This is a genomic window from Pseudomonas sp. S11P7 (assembly GCF_023195435.1).
GTDB lineage: Bacteria > Pseudomonadota > Gammaproteobacteria > Pseudomonadales > Pseudomonadaceae > Aquipseudomonas > Aquipseudomonas fluorescens_G.
Genome location: NZ_JALPKS020000002.1, coordinates 6,142,998 through 6,165,272, shown reverse-complemented (window position 1 = coordinate 6,165,272; position 22,275 = coordinate 6,142,998). Strand labels below are relative to the sequence as shown.

The following is a 22,275-nucleotide window of genomic DNA, read 5'->3' as shown; positions in this document are numbered from 1 at the left end:
CGCAAACCCTTAGAGCGCGAACAGCTCCGCCGGCAATTTCATCAGACAATCACTGCCCGCCTCGATCGCCGCGCGATGTGCAGCGGTGCGTGGCAGCAGACGCTTGAAGTAAAACTCGGCCGTCGCCAGTTTGCCGCGCAGGAAATCCGCCTCGCCTGTGCCCGCGTCCAATTGCGCCTGCGCCACCAGGGCCATGCGCAGCCACAGATAGCCGAGGATGATGTAGCCGCTGTACATCAGATAATCGACCGAGGCCGCGCCGACTTCGTCGGGATTCTTCATCGCGGCCATGCCGACCTTCATGGTCAGATCGCCCCACTGTTGATTCAGCTCGTTGAGCTGCACAACGAAAGCGCCCAACTGCGCATGCTCAGCGTTGGCGGCACAGAATTTATGGACGATTTTGGTGAAGCCACGCAGCAACTTGCCCTGGCTGCCGAGCACCTTGCGCCCGAGCAGATCCAGCGCCTGAATGCCGTTGGTGCCCTCATAGATCGGCGCGATGCGGCAGTCACGCACCAGTTGCTCCATGCCCCACTCACGAATGAAACCGTGGCCACCGAACACCTGCATACCGTGGTTGGTCACTTCCAGCCCGGTGTCGGTCATGAACGCTTTGCAGATCGGCGTGAGAAACGCCAACAGGTCTTCGGCTTCCTGACGCGCCTCGGCATCGCTGCTCAGATGGGCGTTATCGAGTAGCTGGGCGGTGAAATAGGTCAATGCGCGATTGCCTTCGTTAAAGGCTTTCATGGTCAGCAGCATGCGCCGCACGTCCGGGTGAACGATGATCGGATCGGCGGCTTTGTCCGGCGCTTTGGCGCCGGTCAGCGAGCGCATCTGCAAGCGGTCGTTGGCGTACTTGATCGCGCCTTGAAAGCTCGCCTCGCCCAGACACAAACCCTGCATGCCGGTGCCGAGACGTGCGTGGTTCATCATGGTGAACATGCAGTTCAGGCCCTTGTTCGGCTCGCCGATCAAATAGCCCTTGGCGCCATCGAAATTCAACACGCAGGTGGCCGAGGCCTTGATGCCCATCTTGTGTTCGATCGAACCACAGGAAACGCCGTTGCGCTCGCCCGCTTCGCCTGCCGCATCGGGCAGGAACTTCGGCACGATGAACAGCGAGATGCCCTTGGTCCCGGCCGGCGCGTCCGGCAGTTTGGCCAGGACGAGATGAATGATGTTGTCGCTCATGTCGTGCTCGCCGGCGGAGATGAAAATCTTGCTGCCGGTGATCGCGTAGCTGCCGTCGGCCTGCGGCACGGCGCGGGTTTTGATGATGCCCAGATCGGTGCCGCAATGCGCTTCGGTCAGGCACATGGTGCCGGTCCATTGCCCGGCGGTGAGTTTGCTCAGGTAAGTGTTTTTCTGTTCGCTGCTGCCGTGGGCATGGATCGCCGACATCGCGCCGTGGGTCAGGCCCGGGTACATGCCCCAGGACGTGTTGCTGGAGCCGACCATCTCGCTGATGACCAGCCCCAGCGAACTCGGCAGGCCCTGGCCGCCGTAGGTCGGATCTGCGGCCAGGCCGTGCCAGCCACCCTCAACGTATTGTGCGAAGGCTTGCCTGAAGCCTGTAGGCGTTGTCACCACACCGTTGTCGAAATGGCAGCCCTCTTCGTCACCGCTGCGATTGAGCGGCGCGAGCACGTTCTCACAGAATTTCGCACCCTCTTCAAGAATCGCGTTGATCATGTCCGGGCTGGCGTCATGGGCGCCGAGGGCAGCGTAATTGCTGTGGAAGTCGAAGACGTGGTCGATCAGAAAGCGCATGTCGCGCAGGGGAGCTTTGTACTCAGGCATGGTGGCTTCTCCGTCAGCAGATTTCTTCAACCTACTGCCGGCCACCCCACCCGACAATCATTGTGCAGGCGCTGAATGCGCCGTCATCACTCAACCCGCAGCGGTGTCCATGCGTACCGCGCCACGACGGTTCTGCCCGAACGCCATCACGCAGTTACGCCCGGCGCCCTTGGCGCTGTACAACGCCTGGTCGGCGGACTTGAGCACTTCTTCCGGTGTGCGCTGCTCGAGGCGCTCGGCGACGCCGATACTGACCGTGACCGACACCGCAGACGCTCCTGAACCAGCGCGGCGCTGGCGACCTTGCTGGTCGTCCTGCGGGCGGTTTTCCTGGTTGCGCAGCTGGATGCTGTAGGACGCAATCGACTCGCGAATCACCTCCAGGTGCGGCATGCATTCCTCGAGGGTCTTGCCTGCGAACACCAGGGCAAATTCCTCACCGCCATAGCGATAAGCCCTGCCGCCGCCGCTGATTTTCGACAGCTTGCTGGCGACCAGACGCAACACCTGGTCACCGACGTCATGGCCGTGGGTGTCGTTGAATTTCTTGAAATGGTCGACGTCGCTCATCGCCAACACATAATTGCGTCCCAAACGCTGCATGCGTTCGTTGAGCGCGCGACGCCCCGGCAGACCGGTGAGCTCATCGCGAAAGGCCATCTGATAAGCCTCGTGCGCAACGGCGGCGGCAATCATCAACATCACCTGACTGCACATGATGTTCAGGGTGAACGGCAGGATGAAGGTTTTCGGCAGCATCCAGAACACGCCGAGCAAGCCGACCAGTTGCGCCGCATGCAAAGGCCGCGGGTTACGCCAGTATTGCCACGCCAGCAACAGAAAGGCCGAGATGAATACCGGATAGGACAACTGGATCAGGCTCATCCACGCGCCGTGCAGCGCCGGCCAACGGATCTCCGACAGCCACAACAGCAGCGCCTGTGGGTAACTTTGTTCGAGCCCCAGCGCCACACTGCCGAAGGCCAGCAACACGGCGAATCGCGCAACCATGTCCTGAAACAGATGCGTGCGTTCCTGCCACGCCGCAAACAGTCCGAACAACAGCGGCAAAAGCAGACACACCAGATGAAAGACCACCGCCGCGTCTTCACGGACCTTGCCGTTGTCGCGGTAATAATCGGTCTGGGTATCGAGCAAGAAGTAGGCGATGTACACCGTGAGCATCAGAAACAGTTCACGCTGACGTCGGTAAACCGCGCAATAGGCGCCGCCCAACAGCAGCACCAGGGTCGGCAACACGTTGAACAAGGAGGTAAAGAACACACTCAGGTCTTTGACGTACGCAGCCGCCAACCCCGCCAGCAACAATAGCAGTGAGGGAAGGAAATGACTGAAACGTACAGCGGAAGAACGCGGCAAGGGTAAAGCTCCGACCCGTCATGGCAAAGAGATAGCATTGTGCCTGCAATGTGCGGTTTAAGCACTCACAATGTGATCCAGATCACATGCTGTCTCTGTAACGGCAGAAGCCCTGACTATCTGAGCGAATCGGCAATAAAAAAACCGCTACCCCTCACAGGGCAGCGGTTTCAGCGGACAGCGGCAGGCCTCAGTAGCCCAGCGCGAAGTCTTCTTCTTTCATGTCCATCAGGTTGTTCGCGCCCGACAGCATGGTGGCCACGTGCGTGCGGGTGCGCGGCAGGATGCGCTGGAAGTAGAAGCGCGCGGTTTGCAGCTTGGCGGTGTAGAACGCCGCGTCGCCAGTGCCTTCTGCCAGCTTCTCGGCAGCCAGGCGTGCCATGTCGGCCCAGAAGTACGCCAGGCAGGCATAACCGGAATACATCAGGTAATCCACGGAGGCCGCGCCGACTTCTTCGCGATCTTTCATGGCGGCCATACCGACCTTCATGGTCAGCTCGCTCCATTCCTTGTTCAGTGCAGCCAACGGTGCGACGAACTCTTTGACGGCTTCGTTGCCTTCGTTGCTCTGGCAGAACTTGTGCACGATCTTGGTGAAACCCTTGAGGGCTTCGCCTTGGGTCATCAGCACTTTACGGCCCAGCAGGTCGAGCGCCTGGATACCGGTGGTGCCTTCGTACAGCATCGAAATGCGGCTGTCGCGAACGTTCTGCTCCATGCCCCACTCGGCGATGAAACCGTGACCGCCGTAGATCTGCACGCCGTGGTTGGCGGCTTCGAAGCCGACTTCGGTCATAAAGGCTTTGGCAATCGGCGTCATGAACGCCAGCAGCGCATCAGCTTTCTTTTTCTCTTCTTCATCGACGCCATATTTGACGATGTCGACCTGTTTCGCGGTGAAGTACACCATTGCACGGTTGCCTTCGGCGAAGGCTTTCATGGTCAACAGCATGCGGCGTACGTCAGGGTGGACGATGATCGGGTCTGCGGCTTTGTCCGGCGCTTTCGGGCCAGTCAGGGAACGCATTTGCAGGCGATCGCGAGCGTATTTCAGGCCGCCCTGGAAACCGATTTCGGCGTGGGCCAGACCTTGCAGTGCGGTGCCCAGACGTGCGGTGTTCATGAAGGTGAACATGCAGTTCAGGCCTTTGTTCGCCGGGCCGATCAGGAAACCGGTAGCGCCGTCGAAGTTCATTACACAGGTGGCGTTGCCGTGGATGCCCATCTTGTGTTCCAGCGAACCGCAGGTGACTGCGTTGCGTGCGCCGACGGTGCCGTCAGCATTCGGCATGAACTTGGGAACGATGAACAGCGAGATACCTTTGGTACCAGCCGGTGCATCCGGCAGGCGGGCCAGTACGATGTGGACGATGTTGTCGGCCATGTCGTGTTCACCGGCCGAGATGAAGATCTTGGTGCCGGAGACTTTGTAGGAACCATCGGCCTGAGGTTCGGCCTTGGTGCGCAGCATGCCCAGGTCGGTGCCGCAGTGCGGCTCGGTCAGGCACATGGTGCCGGTCCATTCGCCGGACACCAGTTTGGTCAGATAGGCTTCCTGCTGCTCAGGCGTGCCATGCTCGGAGATGGTGTTCATCGCGCCGTGCGACAGGCCCGGGTACATGCCCCACGACCAGTTGGCCTCGCCAACCATTTCGCTCACCGCCAGACCCAGCGACTCCGGCAGGCCTTGACCGCCATGCGCCACGTCGTGCGCCAGGCTCGGCCAGCCGCCTTCGACGAATTGCTTGTAAGCCTCTTTGAAGCCGGTCGGGGTTTTCACGCCGGACTCGCTCCAGGTGCAGCCTTCCAGGTCGCCCACACGGTTCAGCGGTGCCAGTACCTGCTCACAAAACTTGGCGCCTTCTTCGAGAATGGCGTCAACCATGTCCGGAGTTGCGTCTGCGCAAGCCGGAAGGCTCTGATAGTGCGCTTCGTAGCCGAGCAGTTCGTCACGAACGAAGCGAATATCACGCAAGGGGGCCTTGTAGTCAGGCATAGCGATAAACCTCTGCTGATGTAACCGGGAATGAACGACCGCGTTGATTTGTTGTGACGGTCAAACAGTTGTTTGAAACATACGTTTACGCCGAAATCTTGTCAAGCGGCGATCTTTTGCCGTTCGTCATTCATTACAAAGTCGCACTGCAGCTAACGAATCTGGCTCGCAAAGCTACTGATTTGGCCTGCAAAGGGCCCAGAACTGTCAGTTATGACAGGTGTTTATTCTCTCGACAGTGGCTTAACTGACCTTGCCCGTATTCACTTTAGCCGGGGTGGCTGAAGCCGGGCCGCTAAGGGAGAGAAAACATGCCGTTAAAAAATGGACCGCGCCTTGAAGATTCACCCGGTGAACTGGATAAAACATTCGCCACCGCAGGGCAGATAGAGATCGAGCAGAGAGGTACTGCCAATGCGATCACATCTGACTCCGAAGCCCGGCTCCTTCTAGCCTTACAGGAAAACAACGGTTTTGTGCTTTCACGCTACGGTGTCGATGGCGAAAAAGATGGCGACTTCAAGGAAACACACTGGAATTTCGAAGACGGAGATGTTTCCACGCCTACTCGCGTGTTATTGCAGGAAGACAACAAAATCGTCTTGATCGGCAGGTCTCTAAAAAACGGGATCGAAAGAGCCGCTGTAACGCGATTCAATTCAAATGGCAGTCCTGACCTGGTGTTCGGTCGCAGAGTCCTCCCTGTTCCCGATAACACCGTAACTCCACGGCTCAATTACAAATTTGTAGATGGTTGCCTGAAGCACGGAAACAAGATTCTTGTTTGCGCGTGCCATAAATCCGGGCCCCTGGAAGTGCCGCTGAGCAGGGTGTATTGCCTGATGGGCAACGGTGAGCCTGACGAAACGTTCGGCTCCGATGGCGGGTTCATCAATATCATGCTCCACGATCAGCCGAGCTATGTAACCGATGTGCAAATCCAGCACGACGGAAAGATCATTGTCGCGGGAAGCTGGACATACTCCGGTAAATCAAAAAGAACCCGCACGGTGGCACGCTACACGCCAACGGGCGTTCTCGATAATACGTTCGGGCGTGCGGGGTATGCCGACATCGTTGTTCCTGACGAGTCGAGCCCCAAAGCGAAGGCGCTGGATTTTGCTGACCTTGTCAATCGACTGGTCATACAGAGCGACGACAAGATTCTCATTGCAGGTTATTCGCCAGCAGCAGACGGACGCGAAAGCGGATTGCTCGCAAGACTGAATGTTGATGGCACTGTTGATGCTGATTTCCATGCAGGCACGCCGTTACTCGTCTCGCGGCCCTTGAACGATCTGACCTTGAATGCGCTTGCCTTGCAGCCCGACGGAAAAATCGTAGCCGTAGGCAGAAGCCTGGTGGCCGGGACCGTCATGCAGTGTTACGAGCGAATCAGCGAGACGGGTGAGCTTGAGAATTTCTGGAAGGGGAACAGTATCGGCGACTGCAGCGATGTAACAATCCAGCCGTCAGGGCGTGTGGTCATTGCGGGCAGCAGTGGAGCGTCCTTCACGGGTGCTCGTTACCCTAGGGTCTGGGGACGGGTGGGTAACTGATCTCAACGACTTTGCCAGTTCGTGCGCTCGGTTAACTGAAGTCAAGAGCGCAGGCAAGTGGCGATCGTAACCGAGTGCTTTTATCGATCAGGCGAAGGTGTCGATGATCGTCCCGAGCACTTCGTCGGAAGCCTTGGCCACCTTCACGCCCAGCTCTGCCTGGATCTTGCCCTGGGCCATCTCGACCATATTGCTGGCCAGATCCGATTGCTGGGCACGATCCACCCCGCGCAGACGATCAACCTGCACTTCGGACGACTGGCTGGTCACCGAACGTTCGATGGTGTTGTTGGCGATCTGGCTAGCGGCCTGATCGATGCGGTTCTGCCCGCTCTGAATCGAGCTCAGGCCTGCGTAAAAAGCGGTACTGCCGGAGATTTCCATAACGGTTCTCATCCTTGGAAAGGATCAATAGGCGCCATTGAAGCAGAGCCGCCAGAAAAACACCCGTCAAAAACACTAATGGCACAGTGCCTGCCCATAGACAAAAGCTTAGTCGAGCAGATCCAGTTGCAAGTGCTCGGCGACTGCTTCGGCGCTCGGCGCCTTGAGTTTCGGCACGTGGCCCAGGCACGGCGCCGGGATCCGCTCAGCCAGTGTCGCCAGATTCTCTTCCAGCCGCGAGGTCTTCGGATCGATGATATTCGCCACCCACCCGGCCAGTTGCAGACCATCGCGGGCTATCGCCTCGGCCGTGAGCAAGGCATGGCTGATGCAACCCAACCGCACACCCACCACCAGAATCACCGGCAGCTTCAGCGCGATCGCCAGATCCGACAGATTATCCTGATCGGCCAATGGCACCCGCCAGCCGCCGGCACCTTCGATCAAGGTGAAATCGGCGTTCATCGCGAGAATCCCGCGCATCGGCGCCAGCAACGCTTGTACGGTCAACGCCACACCCGCTTCGCGCGCCGCCAGATGCGGAGCGATAGCCGGTTCGAACGCCAGCGGATTGACCTGTTGATACGTCAGCGGCAGCGAACATTCGGCCAGCAGCGCCAGCGCATCGGCGTTGCGCAAACCCTTGGGCGTAACTTCGCACCCGGATGCCACCGGTTTGCCCGCCGCCGTACTCAAGCCCGCCGAGCGCGCCGCGTGCAGCAAACCGGCGGCTACAGTAGTTTTGCCCACATCGGTGTCGGTGCCGGTGATGAAATAGGCTGCGCTCATACGGGTTTCTCCAACACGGCGTAGACCACCTGATAAGTCGCTGGCAATCCCGACGCCTTGCGGAACCGCTCGTAAGCCTCGACCAGCGCGAGAATCCGCGCACGTCCGGTCAAGCCACCCGGCCGTCCCGGATTGAGATTGTGCGCGCCCAGCGCTTTCAACTCATGGGTCAGGCTGCGCACATCCGGGTAATGCAGCACGTGCGGCAGATTCGCCAGACTCAGCGTGCGCAGGCCACTGGCCGCGCACGCCTGCTCATAGCGAGCAAATTCGCGGAAGCGGTTGACATGCACCAGCCCGTCGACCTGTCGCCAACTCTCGCGCAGCTCGAACAGCGTCCCTGTGCAAAGACTAGCAAATGCAAAAATCCCGCCCGGTTTCAGCACGCGAAACGCCTCGCTGAGCACCGCCTCGAAATCCGCACACCACTGCACCGCGAGGCTGGAGAAGATCAGCTCACAGGTCGCATCCTGCAACGGCAGGCGCTCCGCATCGCCGGCAATGAAATGCTCGGCGCCGCCCAGCGGCCGCGCGTGGTTGAGCATGCCTTGCGCAATATCCAGCGCCAGCCCTTGGCCTTCGGTAAAGCGTGAGCCCAGCGCGCGAGTGAAATAGCCGGTGCCACAGCCCAGATCCAGCCAACGAGCGGGGACGAAATCCAGCGGCAAGCGCGCCAGCAACTGTGTACCGACATCACGTTGCAGCTCGGCGACGCTGTCATAACTGGCCGCCGCGCGGGAAAAAGACGCGGCAACCTGACGCTTGTCGGGCAAGCCGCCGGGCAGCACAAGAGACAAATCAGTCATCAGCGCACTCGTGTAGAAAAGCCTGGATTGCGCCCGCCAGTCCGTGGGGGTCCTCCAGAAGAAACGCATGGCTGGCCTGTTCGATCAGGCCAATTTCGATATCCGGCAACAGCGCAAACAAGGCCCCGGCAGCTTCCGCCGGCACCAGACCGTCCTGGCCGGCGAACAGGTGCAACTGCGGACCGCGAAACGCTTGCAGCGCCGCGCGGATATCCATCTGCGCGAGCAATTCCAGACCGGCCATCAGTACTGCGCGCGAGGTGTTCGGTGCCGCGCCGAGCAGCAATCGGGATAAGCCGCGCGGATCTTGCGCACCCTGGGCACACAGCAGCGAAAAACGCTTGAGCGTCGCGCGCGGGTCGGCCTGGCAACCGGCCAGAAACGCATCGAACGTCTCGGCCGGCATCGCATGCGGCCACTGCTCATGAGCAACGAAACAGGGATTGCTCGCCAGGGTCAGCACACCGCAGCAATGCTCGCCACGGCGCGCCGCCAGTTCGGCGGCGAGCATGCCGCCCAGCGACCAGCCGCCGAGCCAGACGTCTTGAGGGATACGTTCATCGAGTTCATCGAGCCAGTCCTGCGGGTCACTGGAATCCAGCTCCGGCAACGGCTCGATGCTGACCGTCAGATGCTCGTCCAGCCCTTGCAATGCGGCCGCCAAAGGTTCCATTGGCGAGATGCCAAGGCCCCAGCCAGGCAACAGAATCAGACGATCACGCATGGTTTGGCTCCGACGAAAGCCGAGCAAAGCAATCGGCCAGTCCCTCTAACAATAGCTGCACCTGCGCCTCGCTGTGGGCGGCGGTCAGGGTCACGCGCAGCCGCGCGCTGCCGGCGGGCACGGTCGGCGGGCGGATCGCCGTGACCATCAACCCGCGCTCGCGCAGCATCTGCGACAGGCGCACCGCGCGTCCGGCATCGCCGATCAGGATCGGCTGGATCGGGGTAAAGCTGTCCATCAATTGCAGGCCGATCTGCTCGGCACCGTGGCGGAACTGACGGATCAACGTCTGCAGATGCTCGCGACGCCAGTGTTCGCTGCGCAGCAGTTCAAGGCTTTTCAGCGTCGCGCAGGCCAGCGCCGGTGGCTGGCTGGTGGTGTAGATGTACGGGCGGGCGAACTGGATCAGGCTCTCGATCAGCTCTTCGCTGCCGGCGACAAATGCGCCCGCTGTACCGAATGCCTTGCCGAGGGTGCCGACCAGAACGGGGACGTCTTCCTGGCTCAGGCCGAAATGTTCGACGATGCCCGCGCCCGTCGCGCCGAGCGGACCGAAACCGTGGGCATCGTCGACCATCAACCAGGCACCCTTGGCCTTGGCTTCACGGGCCAGTGCCGGCAGATCGGCGATATCGCCGTCCATGCTGAACACGCCGTCGGTGACCACCAGCGTATTGCCGGTGGCTTTCTCGAGACGCTTGGCCAAGCTCTGCGCGTCGTTATGCAGATAGCGATTGAACCGTGCTCCTGACAGCAGACCGGCATCCAGCAGCGAAGCATGATTGAGCCGGTCTTCGAGCACTGTATCGCCCTGCCCGACCAGCGCTGTGACTGCGCCAAGATTGGCCATGTAACCGGTGGTGAACAACAGCGCACGCGGCCGGTCGGTCAGGTCCGCCAGCGCTTCTTCGAGCGCGTGATGCGGGCCACTGTGGCCGATCACCAGATGCGAGGCGCCACCGCCGACGCCCCAGCGCTCGGCCCCGGCGCGCCAGGCTTCGATCACCTGCGGATGATTGGCCAGACCCAGGTAATCGTTGTTGCAGAAGGCCAGCAACGGTTTGCCGTCGACCACCACTTGCGGCCCCTGCGGGGATTCAAGCAGCGGGCGCTGGCGGTAGAGGTTGTCGGCACGGCGGGCGGCAAGGCGTGCGGCGAGATCGAAAGACATGCAGGCCTCGAAAAAATCCAAACACATGAATCCAGATAGACACAGCACCTGTGGGAGCTGGCTTGCCAGCGATGAGGACAGCAGATTCAACATCCATGTCGACAGTCAGTCCGCTATCGCTGGCAAGCCAGCTCCCACAGGTGCTTGCATCGCTTCAAACAATCAGACGGCAGCGTTATAGAACTGCTCGCTGCTCTTCTGCTCCACCAGCGCCTGTTCGATCGCCGCCTGATGCACTTCATCGGCATGCTCTTCGCGCGCTTCTGGCTGGATACCCAAACGTGCGAACAACTGCATGTCCTTGTCCGCCTGCGGGTTGGCGGTGGTGAGCAACTTGTCGCCGTAGAAAATCGAGTTGGCACCGGCGAAAAACGCCAGCGCCTGCATCTGCTCGTTCATCGCTTCGCGGCCGGCGGACAGGCGTACGTGAGACTGCGGCATGAGGATGCGCGCCACGGCGAGCATGCGGATGAAGTCGAACGGATCGATATCTTCAGCATTTTCCAGCGGCGTGCCGGCGACCTTGACCAGCATGTTGATCGGTACCGATTCCGGGTGCTCCGGCAGGTTGGCCAGTTGAATCAGCAGATTGGCGCGGTCATCCAGCGACTCGCCCATGCCGAGAATGCCGCCGGAGCAAATTTTCATGCCCGACTCACGCACATAAGCCAGCGTCTGCAGACGCTCGCTGTAAGTGCGCGTGGTGATGATGCTGCCGTAGAACTCCGGCGAGGTGTCGAGGTTGTGGTTGTAGTAGTCGAGACCGGCCTTGGCCAGCGCTTCGGTCTGCTTCTGGTCGAGCCGCCCCAAGGTCATGCAGGTTTCCAGGCCCATGGCTTTGACGCCTTCGACCATTTTCAGCACGTAGGGCATGTCCTTGGCCGAAGGATGCTTCCAGGCGGCGCCCATGCAGAAGCGCGTCGAACCGATGGCTTTGGCGCGCGCCGCCTCTTCGAGGACTTTCTGCACTTCCATCAGCTTTTCTTTTTCAAGACCGGTGTTGTAGTGACCGGACTGCGGGCAGTACTTGCAGTCTTCCGGGCAGGCGCCAGTCTTGATCGACAGCAGCGTCGAGACCTGAACGCGGTTGGCGTTGAAATGCGCGCGGTGCACCGTTTGCGCCTGGAACAGCAAGTCGTTGAATGGCTGTACGAAGAGTGCTTTGACTTCGGCCAGAGACCAGTCGTGACGCAGGGTGGCGGTGGTGCTCGCGCTCATGGGCAATTCCTTGGTTATGCTTGGCTGGCGCCAGGGAAATGGAATACCCACAGGCGCTACACGGATGTTCGGCATATTTAAGGAAGTGTCATGCGCTGTCAACCACGATACGAAGGACCGGTTTACATCTGTTTAAAAAACGTACAGATCTGCTTGTTGTGTGATGAGCCCGCAGAAGCAGAAATGCCAATCTGCGTGGCCTGCGAAACCGAGTTGCCCTGGCTCGGCAGCCATTGCCAGCGCTGCGCTTTGCCCTTGATTGCCGAGGGCCTGACATGCGGAGCATGCCTGCTAGAGCCTCCGGCGTTTATGCAGGTCGCCGCGCCTTGGCTGTATGGCTTCCCGGTGGACAGTCTGATTACGCGTTTTAAACACAACGCGAAATGGCCGTTTGGCCACTTGCTCGCCGACGTACTCGGACAATACCTGCAACATCGCTTCGATGAAGATTTGCCAAGGCCCGACGCGTTGGTGCCGGTGCCACTGGCGCGTAAACGCTTGCGTCAACGCGGGTTCAACCAGGCCGCGATGCTCGCACGGTGGCTGGGCAAGTCGCTGAGTCTGCCTTGTGAAGAACAGATCTTGCGTCGCGTCAAAGAGACCGATGCGCAGCAGGATCTCGATGCCAATGCGCGTAGACAAAATTTGCGCAACGCCTTCGATCTGCTGCCAAACGCAGCGGTAAACGGTCGGCATTTCTCGCTGATCGATGACGTGCTGACCACTGGCGCCACCGCCCAGGCGCTGGCCCGGTTGTTGATGAGCGCAGGTGCAGCGCGAGTTGATGTGTATTGCCTGGCCCGCACGCCAAAACCCGGCTCCTGAAAACAACGCAATTCCCCTGTGGGAGCGAGCCTGCTCGCGAAAGCGTCGGCACATTCAACACAGATGTCGACTGACACACCGCCTTCGCGAGCAGGCTCGCTCCCACAGGTTTTGTGCCCGGCTTGACTCCGGCGCGCGAAGCCGCCAGCTTCTGTAGCAACTGCCGCAACTAGTCTGGCCGATATGTCCCTACCCTCCCTCCTCTCCCAACACATCGTGCGCCGTCCGCAGCGCATCGCCCTGCTGCAACACATCGCCGAGCAGGGCTCGATCACCCGCGCGGCGAAAAGCGCGGGCCTGAGTTACAAAGCGGCGTGGGACGCCATCGATGAGTTGAACAACCTGGCGCAGAAACCGTTGGTCGAGCGGGTCATCGGTGGCAAGGGCGGGGGTGGCGCAAAACTGTCCAGCGAAGGCGAACGCGTGCTGCGCCTGTATCAAAAGCTGCAAGCGTTGCAGGCCCAGGTACTCGAAGCCGCAGAGGACGCCAGTGATCTGGACCTGCTCGGGCGCCTGATGCTCAGAACCAGCGCGCGCAATCAGTTGCACGGCAAGGTGGTAGCGATCGGCAGTCAGGGCCGCAACGACCTGATCCGCCTCGAACTGGCCGAAGACCTGTGCCTGGATGCGCAAATCACTCACGACAGCACCCTGCACCTCGAACTGCAGATCGGCACGCCAGTGGTCGCGCTGATCAAGGCCGGCTGGCTGGAATTGCTTGGCCGTGAGCAAGTCGCAACGCCGGGACACAATTTGCTCGACGGCCTCCTCGAGGCGATTCTCGATGCCGAGGACGGCCCCAGCGAAGTGCGCATTTCTTTGCCCAACGGCCACACCCTTTGCGCTCTGGCCGAACCGCTGGAGTTGCGTGAACGCGGCTTGGGGGTCGGTCAGCCGGTGCGTGTGCAGTTTTCGCCGAGCAATGTGCTGATCGGCACGCCGCTCTGAGCGGGCGCTGCCACGAAAGCGTCATGGTTGCTCATTAAGGTGGCTGCCAAAACCATGCAGGGAGCCTGAGATGAGCCTGTTAGAAGAAAACCAATCCACCGATCTGGAAAAAATGGTCGGCCTCAGCCGTCGCGGTTTCATCAGCGCCGGTGCGTTGTGCGGTGCCGCGATGTTTCTGGGCGGCAACCTGCTGAGCCGCAGCGTGATGGCGGCGAGTGTCAGCGCCGGCAACAGCCGTCTGCTCGGTTTTGAAAGCATTCCCGCCGCAACCAGCGACGCGATCAGCCTGCCCAAGGGCTACAAGTCTTCGGTGCTGATCAGCTGGGGCCAGCCGCTGCACAAGAACGGCCCGGCCTTCGACCCGAGCGGCAATGGCACCGCGGCCGCACAGGAAGTGCAGTTTGGCGACAACAACGACGGCATGAGCCTGTTCGCCTTCCCGGATGACCGCAACCGCGCGTTGATGGCGATCAACAACGAATACACCAACTACCGCTACCTCTACCCGCACGGCGGCATGCCGCAGTCGGCTGAAGACGTGCGCAAGGCGCTGGCGTGTGAAGGCGTGTCGGTGATCGAAGTGCAGCGCAAGAACGGCCAATGGCAGTTCGTCCAGGGCTCACGCTACAACCGGCGCATCCACGGCAATTCGCCGCTGCGCATCAGCGGCCCGGCGGCCGGTCACGACTTGATGAAAACCGCTGCCGACAAGCACGGCAAAAAAGTCCTCGGCACGTTCCAGAACTGCGCCAACGGCAAAACGCCGTGGGGCACCTACCTGACCTGCGAAGAAAACTTCACCGATTGCTTCGGTAGCAGCAATGCCCAGCAGCAATTCGACGCCGCGCAAAAACGCTACGGCGTAACAGCCGCCAGCCGTGAGATCAACTGGCACCCGTACGATCCGCGTTTCGACATGGCCAAGAACCCGAACGAGTTGAACCGTCACGGCTGGGTGGTCGAGATCGATCCGTTCGACCCGCAATCGACCCCAGTCAAACGCACCGCGCTGGGCCGTTTCAAACACGAAAACGCCGCCCTCGCCGAGACCGACGACGGCCGTGCCGTGGTGTACATGGGCGACGACGAGCGTGGCGAGTTCATCTACAAATTCGTCAGCCGCGACCGCATCAACCACCGCAACGCCAAAGCCAACCGTGACATCCTCGATCACGGCACCCTGTACGTGGCCAGATTCGATGCCGGTGACGGTAACCCTGATCACCCGAAAGGCCAGGGACAGTGGATCGAACTGACCCACGGCAAGAACGGCATCGACGCCAGCAGCGGTTTCGCCGATCAGGCCGAAGTGCTGATTCATGCACGCCTTGCAGCCAGCGTCGTCGGCGCGACACGCATGGATCGTCCGGAATGGATTGTCGTCAGTCCCAAGGATGGCCAGGTCTATTGCACCCTGACCAACAACGCCAAACGTGGCGAGGACGGTCAGCCAGTGGGCGGGCCGAACCCGCGCGAGAAAAACGTCTACGGGCAGATTTTGCGCTGGCGCACTGACCGCGACGATCACGCCGCGAAGACATTTGCCTGGGATCTGTTTGTGGTGGCTGGCAACCCCGGCGTGCATGCCGGTACGCCGAAGGGCGGCTCGTCCAACATCACCCCGCAAAACATGTTCAACAGTCCGGATGGCCTGGGCTTCGACAAGGCCGGACGTCTGTGGATTCTCACCGACGGCGATTCGAGCAATGCCGGCGACTTCGCCGGGATGGGCAACAACCAGATGCTCTGCGCCGATCCGAAAACCGGTGAGATTCGCCGGTTCATGGTCGGGCCGGTAGGTTGCGAGGTGACCGGGATCAGCTTCTCGCCGGATCAGAAAACCCTGTTTGTCGGGATTCAGCATCCGGGCGAGAACGGCGGTTCGACCTTCCCCGAGCATTTGCCCAATGGCAAGCCGCGGTCTTCAGTGATGGCGATTACTCGTGAAGATGGCGGGATCGTCGGCGCCTGATAATCCCTCATCGCTGGCAAGCCAGCTCCCACAAGGTCTTGCGCAAAACCTGTGGGAGCTGGCTTGCCAGCGATGGCATCAGCAAGGACATCAACCAACTTCCCCGCCGCCATCTGCGCTAACATGCCGGGCCGGACGCGGCAGCCTGCTGCGCGCAGGAGTCAGCATGGCCCACCCGTTTGAAACCCTCACACCCGATCTCGTCCTCGACGCCGTCGAAAGCATCGGTTTTCTCAGCGATGCGCGCATTCTGGCGCTCAACAGCTATGAAAACCGTGTCTATCAGGTCGGCATCGAAGACTCCGAGCCGCTGATCGCCAAGTTCTACCGTCCGCAACGCTGGACCAACGAAGCCATCCTCGAAGAGCACCAGTTCACCTTTGAATTGGCCAATGTGGACATCCCTGTGGTCGCGCCGCTGGTTCACAACGGCGCAACCCTGCACGAGCACGCCGGTTTCCGCTTCACCCTGTTTCCGCGTCGCGGCGGGCGCGCGCCGGAGCCGGGCAATCTCGATCAGTTGTATCGCCTCGGCCAGTTGCTTGGACGGATACACGCGGTCGGCGCGACCAAACCGTTCGAACACCGCGAAGCCCTCGCCGTGCAGAACTTTGGTCACGCCTCGCTGAACACCCTGCTCGAAGGCAACTTCATTCCGAAAAGCCTGCTGCCGGCTTACGAGTCCGTCGCCCGCGACCTGCTCAAGCGCGTTGAAGACGCCTACGCCAGGACGCCGCATCAGAACATTCGCATGCACGGCGACTGCCACCCCGGCAACATGATGTGCCGCGACGAGATGTTTCACATCGTCGACCTCGACGACTGCCGCATGGGCCCGGCGGTGCAGGACATCTGGATGATGCTCGCCGGTGATCGTCAGGACTGTCTGGGACAGTTGTCGGAACTGATGGACGGCTACAACGAGTTCCACGATTTCGACCCGCGTGAACTGGCGTTGATCGAACCACTGCGCGCCCTGCGGTTGATGCATTACAGCGCCTGGCTGGCGCGGCGCTGGGACGATCCGGCGTTCCCGCACAGTTTTCCGTGGTTCGGCACCGAGCGTTATTGGGGCGATCAGGTACTGGCGCTGCGCGAGCAACTGGCGGCGCTGAATGAGGAACCGCTGAAGCTCTTCTGATTTCCCAATATTCTTGTGGGAGCGAGCCTGCTCGCGAATACGGACTGACATTCAACACTGATGTCGATTGAAATGACGTCTTCGCGAGCAGGCTCGCTCCCACAATTGTCCGCCGTTCACAATTTCCCGACCATTGCGGTACGGCATTCGTAGACAAATCTCCTTACAATCCCTCCTTTGTCAGCTGCCAAAGCAAGGATTCTGCATGCAAGCCGCCAACCCGCGTCGCGGGTACATTCTGGGCCTGAGTGCCTACATCATCTGGGGCCTGTTCCCGATCTATTTCAAAGCCATCGCCGAAGTCCCGGCAGTCGAGATCATCATCCATCGAGTGTTGTGGTCGGCGCTGTTTGGCGCGCTGCTGCTGATGGTGTGGAAACACCCGGGCTGGCTGCGCGAACTGCTCGACAATCCCAAGCGTCTGGCGATCCTGGCCTTGAGCGGTACGCTGATCGCGGCTAACTGGCTGACTTATGTGTGGTCGGTGAATAACGGGCGCATGCTCGAAGCGAGCCTCGGTTATTACATCAACCCGTTGATCAACGTACTGCTTGGCATGGTGATTCTCGGTGAGCGGCTGCGGCGCATGCAGTGGCTGGCGGTGGGGCTCGCCGCGGTTGGCGTGGCGCAGCAGGTGTGGCAGGTCGACAGTCTGCCGTGGGTGTCGCTGGCACTGGCGCTGACCTTCGGCTTCTACGGTCTGATCCGCAAACAGGCACCGGTCAAGGCGTTGCCGGGGCTGGTAGTGGAAACCTGGATGCTGGTGCCGATTGCGATTGCGTGGTTGTTGTTCAACCAGACCGCGACTAGCGTACAACCGGAATTCTGGACTACTTCCCAAGCCTGGTGGCTGGTAGCCGCCGGCCCGGTGACGCTGGTGCCGCTGGTGTGTTTCAACGCCGCGACCCGGCATCTGCCCTACACCACCATCGGCTTCCTGCAATACATCGCGCCGACCCTGGTGTTGTTGCAAGCAGTGCTGTTGTTTGGCGAGCACTTGTCGTCAAGCACGCTGGTGGCGTTCATCTTCATTTGGGCGGGTCTGGCGGTGTACAGCGTCGATGCGTGGATAAGTTTGCGCCGCCGCAGCTGATCAAAAAACGTACAAACCTTCACAGGCCACGGTTCTCGTGGCCTGTATCGTTCCTTCCCAAGGTTATCCACAGCGTGATCCCCGCCGTTTGTGCGCAAGTCACTGAATACTGCCGGTTTTTTGATCAATTACCGCAAAGCCACGGCGGACGTGGCGTGGCGCTCGGTCTCTACAGGTTATCCACAGGCAGGTGCACGTTTAAACTGGATAACCCTGACGGCTCAAACTTCGGTGCGCAATACCAGCTCCACCATCAGATCATCGGCCAGGGTTTCCAGGCGCGCCTGCAATACATCCAGCGACAGCGTCAACGGCACGGCCAGAATCGCTTCGGCGTGAAACAGCGGCTCGCTGCTCATCGGCGCCGGACGCACTTCGGTGACCAGCCTTTCGAGATTGACGCCCTGCTCGCTCAACAGCCGCGTAATGTCGCGGACGATGCCGGGGCGGTCATTGCCGACCAGCTCCATGGCGATCGGCTTCCAGGTACAGGATTGCTCGATACCGCTTTCGGCGACCAGTACACGAATACCGTGCGCCGTCAGTGCTTGTAAGGCATCGACCAATTCATCGTAAGCCTCTGCCGGTACGCCCACGCGCAGGATCCCGGCGAACTGCCCGGCCATCCGTGACATGCGGCTTTCCAGCCAGTTGCCGCCGTGCTCGGCGATGCATTGGGCGATGCGCTCGACCTGCCCGGGCTTGTCCGGGGCGAAAACGGTGAGTACGAGATGGTCCATGGCGCAGCCCTCTTGTCATGACTTTTGTTATCGAAGGGCAAGTATAGGCAAGGGCTTGTCTTGCGTTGAATGGACTGGCGCTTTCGCGAGCAGGCTCGCTCCCACAGGGGATCGCATTGCCAGTGTGGGAGCGAGCCTGCTCGCGAATAGCCGCACCAGCGCGATATCTGACGAAAGAAATCGTGTACAACTTTGGATATTTAACTGGAACAATCCAATGCTTTTTTGAGAACATCCCGTTCCGCGACGTGACCGCAATGCGTCATGAGGTCGCAGAACGACGTAATTAGTCTGATTTTCACAAGCGCAAGTCATCATGTAGTATGCCGCAGCGCGCACTACATAACGCCGGATCGATGTCCGCCCAGGCCTGTTCGCAACCCTGAAAGCCCCGTCAGCAAGGCCTCCAAGCCGTTGATTGGTCCTAGCCCAGCCGCCAGCAATGGCATGTACTGGTCGGCAGGTTTGTGGTTTAAATGGCCCGAGGCTTCATTGTTAAATTGAAGAGCTGAAAAGCGAAATAGCTGAGCAGAGTGAGGCAAGCAATGACTGAACACGTTCAAGTCGGTGGCCTGCAGGTCGCCAAAGTCCTGTTCGACTTCGTGAACAACGAAGCCATTCCCGGTACCGGCCTCACCGCCGAGCAATTCTGGGAAGGTGCCGACAAGGTCATTCACGACCTGGCGCCGAAGAACAAAGCCCTACTCGCCAAACGCGATGACTTCCAGGCACGCATCGATGCCTGGCATCAGCAGCACGCAGGTCAGGCGCACGACGCCGTGGCCTACAAAGCTTTCCTGCAAGAGATCGGTTATCTGCTGCCAGAAGCGGCTGATTTCCAGGCCACGACGCAAAACGTCGATGACGAAATCGCCCGCACCGCCGGCCCGCAACTGGTGGTGCCGGTGATGAATGCGCGCTTCGCGCTCAATGCCTCGAACGCCCGCTGGGGTTCGCTGTACGACGCCCTCTACGGCACCGACGCAATCAGCGAAGACGGTGGCGCGGAGAAAGGCAAAGGCTACAACAAGGTGCGTGGCGACAAGGTCATCGCCTTCGCCCGCGCGTTCCTCGACGAAGCCGCGCCACTGGCCGCCGGCTCCCACGTCGATTCGACCGGCTACAAGATCGCTGACGGCAAACTGCTCGTTACCTTGAAGGGCGGCAGCACCAGCGGCCTGCGCGACGACGCTCAGTTGACCGGTTTCCAGGGCGACGCCAATGCGCCGATCGCGATTCTGCTGAAACACAACGGCCTGCACTTCGAAATCCAGATCGACGCCAGCACCCCGGTCGGCCAGACCGATGCCGCCGGCGTCAAAGACATCCTGATGGAAGCGGCACTGACCACCATCATGGACTGCGAAGACTCCGTGGCCGCCGTCGATGCCGATGACAAAGTGGTGATCTACCGCAACTGGCTCGGCCTGATGAAGGGCGACCTGGCGGAATCGGTGTCCAAGGGCGGCCAGACCTTCACCCGCACCATGAACCCGGATCGCACCTACACCGCGCCGAATGGCGGGGAAGTGACCCTGCACGGGCGTTCGCTGCTGTTCGTGCGCAACGTCGGTCACCTGATGACCATCGACGCGATCCTCGACAGTCAAGGCAACGAAGTGCCAGAAGGCATTCTCGACGGTCTGGTCACTTGCCTGGCGGCGATGCACAACCTCAACGGCAATACGTCGCGGCGCAACACCCGCACCGGTTCGGTGTACATCGTCAAACCGAAGATGCACGGCCCGGAAGAAGCGGCGTTCACCAACGAGCTGTTCGGTCGCATCGAAGACGTGCTCGGCCTGCAACGCAACACGCTGAAAGTCGGGATCATGGATGAGGAGCGCCGCACCACGGTCAACCTCAAGGCCTGCATCAAGGCCGCCAGCGAGCGCGTGGTGTTCATCAACACCGGTTTCCTCGACCGCACCGGCGACGAAATCCATACCTCCATGGAAGCCGGCCCGGTAGTGCGCAAGGCCGACATGAAGGCTGAGAAGTGGATCGGCGCCTACGAAAACTGGAACGTCGATATCGGCCTGAGCACTGGCCTGCAAGGTCGTGCGCAAATCGGTAAAGGCATGTGGGCGATGCCCGATCTGATGGCAGCGATGCTCGAGCAGAAAATCGCTCATCCGCTGGCCGGCGCCAACACCGCGTGGGTGCCCTCGCCGACTGCCGCTGCGCTGCACGCGTTGCACTACCATAAGGTCGACGTGTTCGCCCGCCAGGCCGAACTGGCCAAACGTGCGCGCGCTTCGGTGGACGACATCCTGACCATCCCGCTGGCGGTCAAGCCGAACTGGACCCCCGAGCAGATCAAGAACGAACTGGACAACAACGCCCAGGGCATTCTCGGTTACGTGGTGCGCTGGATCGACCAGGGCGTTGGTTGCTCGAAGGTGCCAGACATCAATGACTTCGGCCTGATGGAAGACCGTGCGACGCTGCGTATCTCCAGCCAGCACATCGCCAACTGGCTGCGCCACGGTATCGTCACCGAAGCGCAAGTGATGGAAAGCCTCAAGCGCATGGCACCTGTGGTCGACCGGCAGAACGCCAACGACCCGCTCTACCGCCCGCTGGCACCGGACTTCGACAGCAACATCGCCTTCCAGGCGGCGGTCGAACTGGTGATTGAAGGCACCAAGCAGCCGAACGGTTATACCGAGCCGGTGCTGCACCGTCGTCGTCGTGAGTTCAAGGCTGCGAATGGTCTGTAAGTTGCTTTGATGCCGGAAATTAAAAAGGCCCTGATCGAGAGATCAGGGCCTTTTTGTTTGTGCGGTGGATTGAATTCTTGTGGTGGGCTTGAGATCCATCCCCCTCACCCCAGCCCTCTCCCCCAAGGGGTAGAGGGGAAAGGGAGCAGATTGGGGAAGCTTCAACTCCTGATTTCGACTCGGGACTTCTGATCGTTCCCACGCTCCTGCGTGGGAATGCAACCCGGGACGCTCTGCGTCCCTTCCAAAGCCGAACGCGGAGCGTCCGTGGAAGGGTTCCCACGCAGAGCGTGGGAACGATCAGCGAAAGAGCGGCAGGTCCTAGGGTTCGATACCCAATTCATGCTTGACCAACCCCAGCAACTTCTCCGTATCAATCGGCTTGAGCAGAAAATCCACCACGCTCAAGTGCATCGCTTCGATCGCGTCCTTCACGTCGGCATCACCGGAAACGATGATGATCGGCATCGCCGCCCGCACCGACTCGCGCACCTGGCGAATCAGCTCCAGGCCATCGACATTGCCCATGCGCAGGTCAGTGATGACCAGTCCGATCGAAGGCTTTTCTTCGAGCATTTTCAGCGCGGTTTCACCACTGGCCGCAGTCAGGCAGCGGATGCCATCGAGCGCAAGAATCTCCGACAGCAGCTCGCGAGCGTCCTTGTCGTCATCGACGATCAACACGCGCTGCGGTGGCAGATCGGGTTCGAGCATCACTGCGCTGAGCGCTTCACGCTCGGCATCGCTCAAAATATCGTGGTCGGACATGGCGCTCTCTAAGTATTCGAATCAATCACCTGGCACAGTCGTCTGACATCGCCCGGCAGCGCTTCAATGTGCACTTCGTCGGATTTTTTTCCAAGAGGCTGAACAAGGTAATTTCCGACTGTTTGCGTAGGGCATCTCCGAAACCATGCCGATGATGGCAAAACCTAGACTTACGTCCAATGGGCACCCCGCGCGCAGGGGTCGACCATGGCCGCAACGATCCGACAACAAC

Annotated in this window: 18 protein-coding genes; 7 read left to right on the top strand and 11 right to left on the bottom strand. The window is 60.4% G+C overall.

Features of this window, described 5'->3' with window-relative positions:
• Positions 1 to 9 precede the first annotated feature (9 nt).
• The 3 genes from M0746_RS28185 to M0746_RS28175 form a co-directional block, all read right to left on the bottom strand.
• Positions 10 to 1,806 carry an acyl-CoA dehydrogenase C-terminal domain-containing protein gene (locus M0746_RS28185; RefSeq protein ID WP_258451361.1) on the bottom strand — a complete coding sequence of 599 codons (1,797 nt, stop codon included), beginning with the start codon at positions 1,804 to 1,806 and terminating at the stop codon, positions 10 to 12.
• 90 nt (positions 1,807 to 1,896) lie between these two features.
• A complete protein-coding gene (locus tag M0746_RS28180) occupies positions 1,897 to 3,186 on the bottom strand; it encodes a GGDEF domain-containing protein (protein ID WP_208939511.1) in 1,290 nt (429 codons plus the stop codon).
• 190 nt (positions 3,187 to 3,376) lie between these two features.
• A complete protein-coding gene (locus M0746_RS28175; RefSeq protein WP_258451360.1) occupies positions 3,377 to 5,182 on the bottom strand; it encodes a phenylacyl-CoA dehydrogenase in 1,806 nt (601 codons plus the stop codon).
• Positions 5,183 to 5,493: 311 nt separating this feature from the next.
• Between M0746_RS28175 and M0746_RS28170 the strand changes: the two genes are divergently transcribed.
• Positions 5,494 to 6,741 (top strand): hypothetical protein, encoded by a 1,248-nt coding sequence (locus tag M0746_RS28170; protein ID WP_258451359.1) that lies wholly within the window; start codon positions 5,494 to 5,496, stop codon positions 6,739 to 6,741.
• A gap of 87 nt (positions 6,742 to 6,828) precedes the next feature.
• On the opposite strand, the gene M0746_RS28165 is transcribed toward M0746_RS28170, so the two are convergent.
• The 6 genes from M0746_RS28165 to bioB form a co-directional block, all read right to left on the bottom strand.
• The gene (locus tag M0746_RS28165) at positions 6,829 to 7,125 is read right to left on the bottom strand and encodes a pyrroloquinoline quinone biosynthesis protein PqqE (RefSeq protein ID WP_208939508.1); all 297 of its coding nucleotides are present in this window, start codon (positions 7,123 to 7,125) and stop codon (positions 6,829 to 6,831) included.
• 108 nt (positions 7,126 to 7,233) lie between these two features.
• Positions 7,234 to 7,914, bottom strand: coding sequence for a dethiobiotin synthase (bioD, locus tag M0746_RS28160; RefSeq protein ID WP_258451358.1), 681 nt, complete (start codon positions 7,912 to 7,914; stop codon positions 7,234 to 7,236).
• Positions 7,911 to 8,720 carry a malonyl-ACP O-methyltransferase BioC gene (gene bioC, locus M0746_RS28155; RefSeq protein ID WP_258451357.1) on the bottom strand — a complete coding sequence of 270 codons (810 nt, stop codon included), beginning with the start codon at positions 8,718 to 8,720 and terminating at the stop codon, positions 7,911 to 7,913. The genes bioD and bioC overlap by 4 nt, the downstream gene beginning before the upstream one ends.
• Complete coding sequence (locus tag M0746_RS28150) at positions 8,713 to 9,444, bottom strand: alpha/beta fold hydrolase (protein ID WP_258451356.1); 732 nt, start codon at positions 9,442 to 9,444, stop codon at positions 8,713 to 8,715. The genes bioC and M0746_RS28150 overlap by 8 nt, the downstream gene beginning before the upstream one ends.
• A complete protein-coding gene (bioF, locus tag M0746_RS28145) occupies positions 9,437 to 10,615 on the bottom strand; it encodes an 8-amino-7-oxononanoate synthase (protein WP_258451355.1) in 1,179 nt (392 codons plus the stop codon). Before bioF ends, M0746_RS28150 begins: the two co-directional genes overlap by 8 nt.
• A 162-nt stretch (positions 10,616 to 10,777) precedes the next feature.
• The gene (gene bioB / locus M0746_RS28140; RefSeq protein WP_258451354.1) at positions 10,778 to 11,833 is read right to left on the bottom strand and encodes a biotin synthase BioB; all 1,056 of its coding nucleotides are present in this window, start codon (positions 11,831 to 11,833) and stop codon (positions 10,778 to 10,780) included.
• 90 nt (positions 11,834 to 11,923) lie between these two features.
• Between bioB and M0746_RS28135 the strand changes: the two genes are divergently transcribed.
• From M0746_RS28135 to rarD, 5 genes are all read left to right on the top strand, one after another.
• On the top strand, positions 11,924 to 12,658 hold the full coding sequence (locus M0746_RS28135) for a ComF family protein (RefSeq protein ID WP_258451353.1): 735 nt from the start codon (positions 11,924 to 11,926) through the stop codon (positions 12,656 to 12,658).
• 183 nt (positions 12,659 to 12,841) lie between these two features.
• Positions 12,842 to 13,606 carry a TOBE domain-containing protein gene (locus M0746_RS28130; RefSeq protein ID WP_258451352.1) on the top strand — a complete coding sequence of 255 codons (765 nt, stop codon included), beginning with the start codon at positions 12,842 to 12,844 and terminating at the stop codon, positions 13,604 to 13,606.
• Between the two features lie 70 nt (positions 13,607 to 13,676).
• The gene (locus M0746_RS28125; protein WP_258451351.1) at positions 13,677 to 15,578 is read left to right on the top strand and encodes a PhoX family protein; all 1,902 of its coding nucleotides are present in this window, start codon (positions 13,677 to 13,679) and stop codon (positions 15,576 to 15,578) included.
• A gap of 166 nt (positions 15,579 to 15,744) precedes the next feature.
• Positions 15,745 to 16,719 carry a serine/threonine protein kinase gene (locus M0746_RS28120; protein WP_258451350.1) on the top strand — a complete coding sequence of 325 codons (975 nt, stop codon included), beginning with the start codon at positions 15,745 to 15,747 and terminating at the stop codon, positions 16,717 to 16,719.
• Between the two features lie 205 nt (positions 16,720 to 16,924).
• Entirely contained in the window at positions 16,925 to 17,812 is an 888-nt protein-coding gene (gene rarD, locus M0746_RS28115) for an EamA family transporter RarD (RefSeq protein WP_258451349.1), read from the top strand.
• A 221-nt stretch (positions 17,813 to 18,033) separates the two neighbouring features.
• Here the strand turns inward: rarD and M0746_RS28110 are convergent, their stop codons facing one another.
• Positions 18,034 to 18,552 carry a glycine cleavage system protein R gene (locus M0746_RS28110; protein WP_203419758.1) on the bottom strand — a complete coding sequence of 173 codons (519 nt, stop codon included), beginning with the start codon at positions 18,550 to 18,552 and terminating at the stop codon, positions 18,034 to 18,036.
• A 545-nt stretch (positions 18,553 to 19,097) separates the two neighbouring features.
• On the opposite strand from M0746_RS28110, the gene M0746_RS28105 reads away from it, so the two are divergent.
• Complete coding sequence (locus M0746_RS28105) at positions 19,098 to 21,275, top strand: malate synthase G (RefSeq protein ID WP_258451348.1); 2,178 nt, start codon at positions 19,098 to 19,100, stop codon at positions 21,273 to 21,275.
• A gap of 321 nt (positions 21,276 to 21,596) precedes the next feature.
• On the opposite strand, the gene M0746_RS28100 is transcribed toward M0746_RS28105, so the two are convergent.
• Complete coding sequence (locus M0746_RS28100; RefSeq protein ID WP_208939497.1) at positions 21,597 to 22,043, bottom strand: response regulator; 447 nt, start codon at positions 22,041 to 22,043, stop codon at positions 21,597 to 21,599.
• Positions 22,044 to 22,275 lie beyond the last annotated feature (232 nt).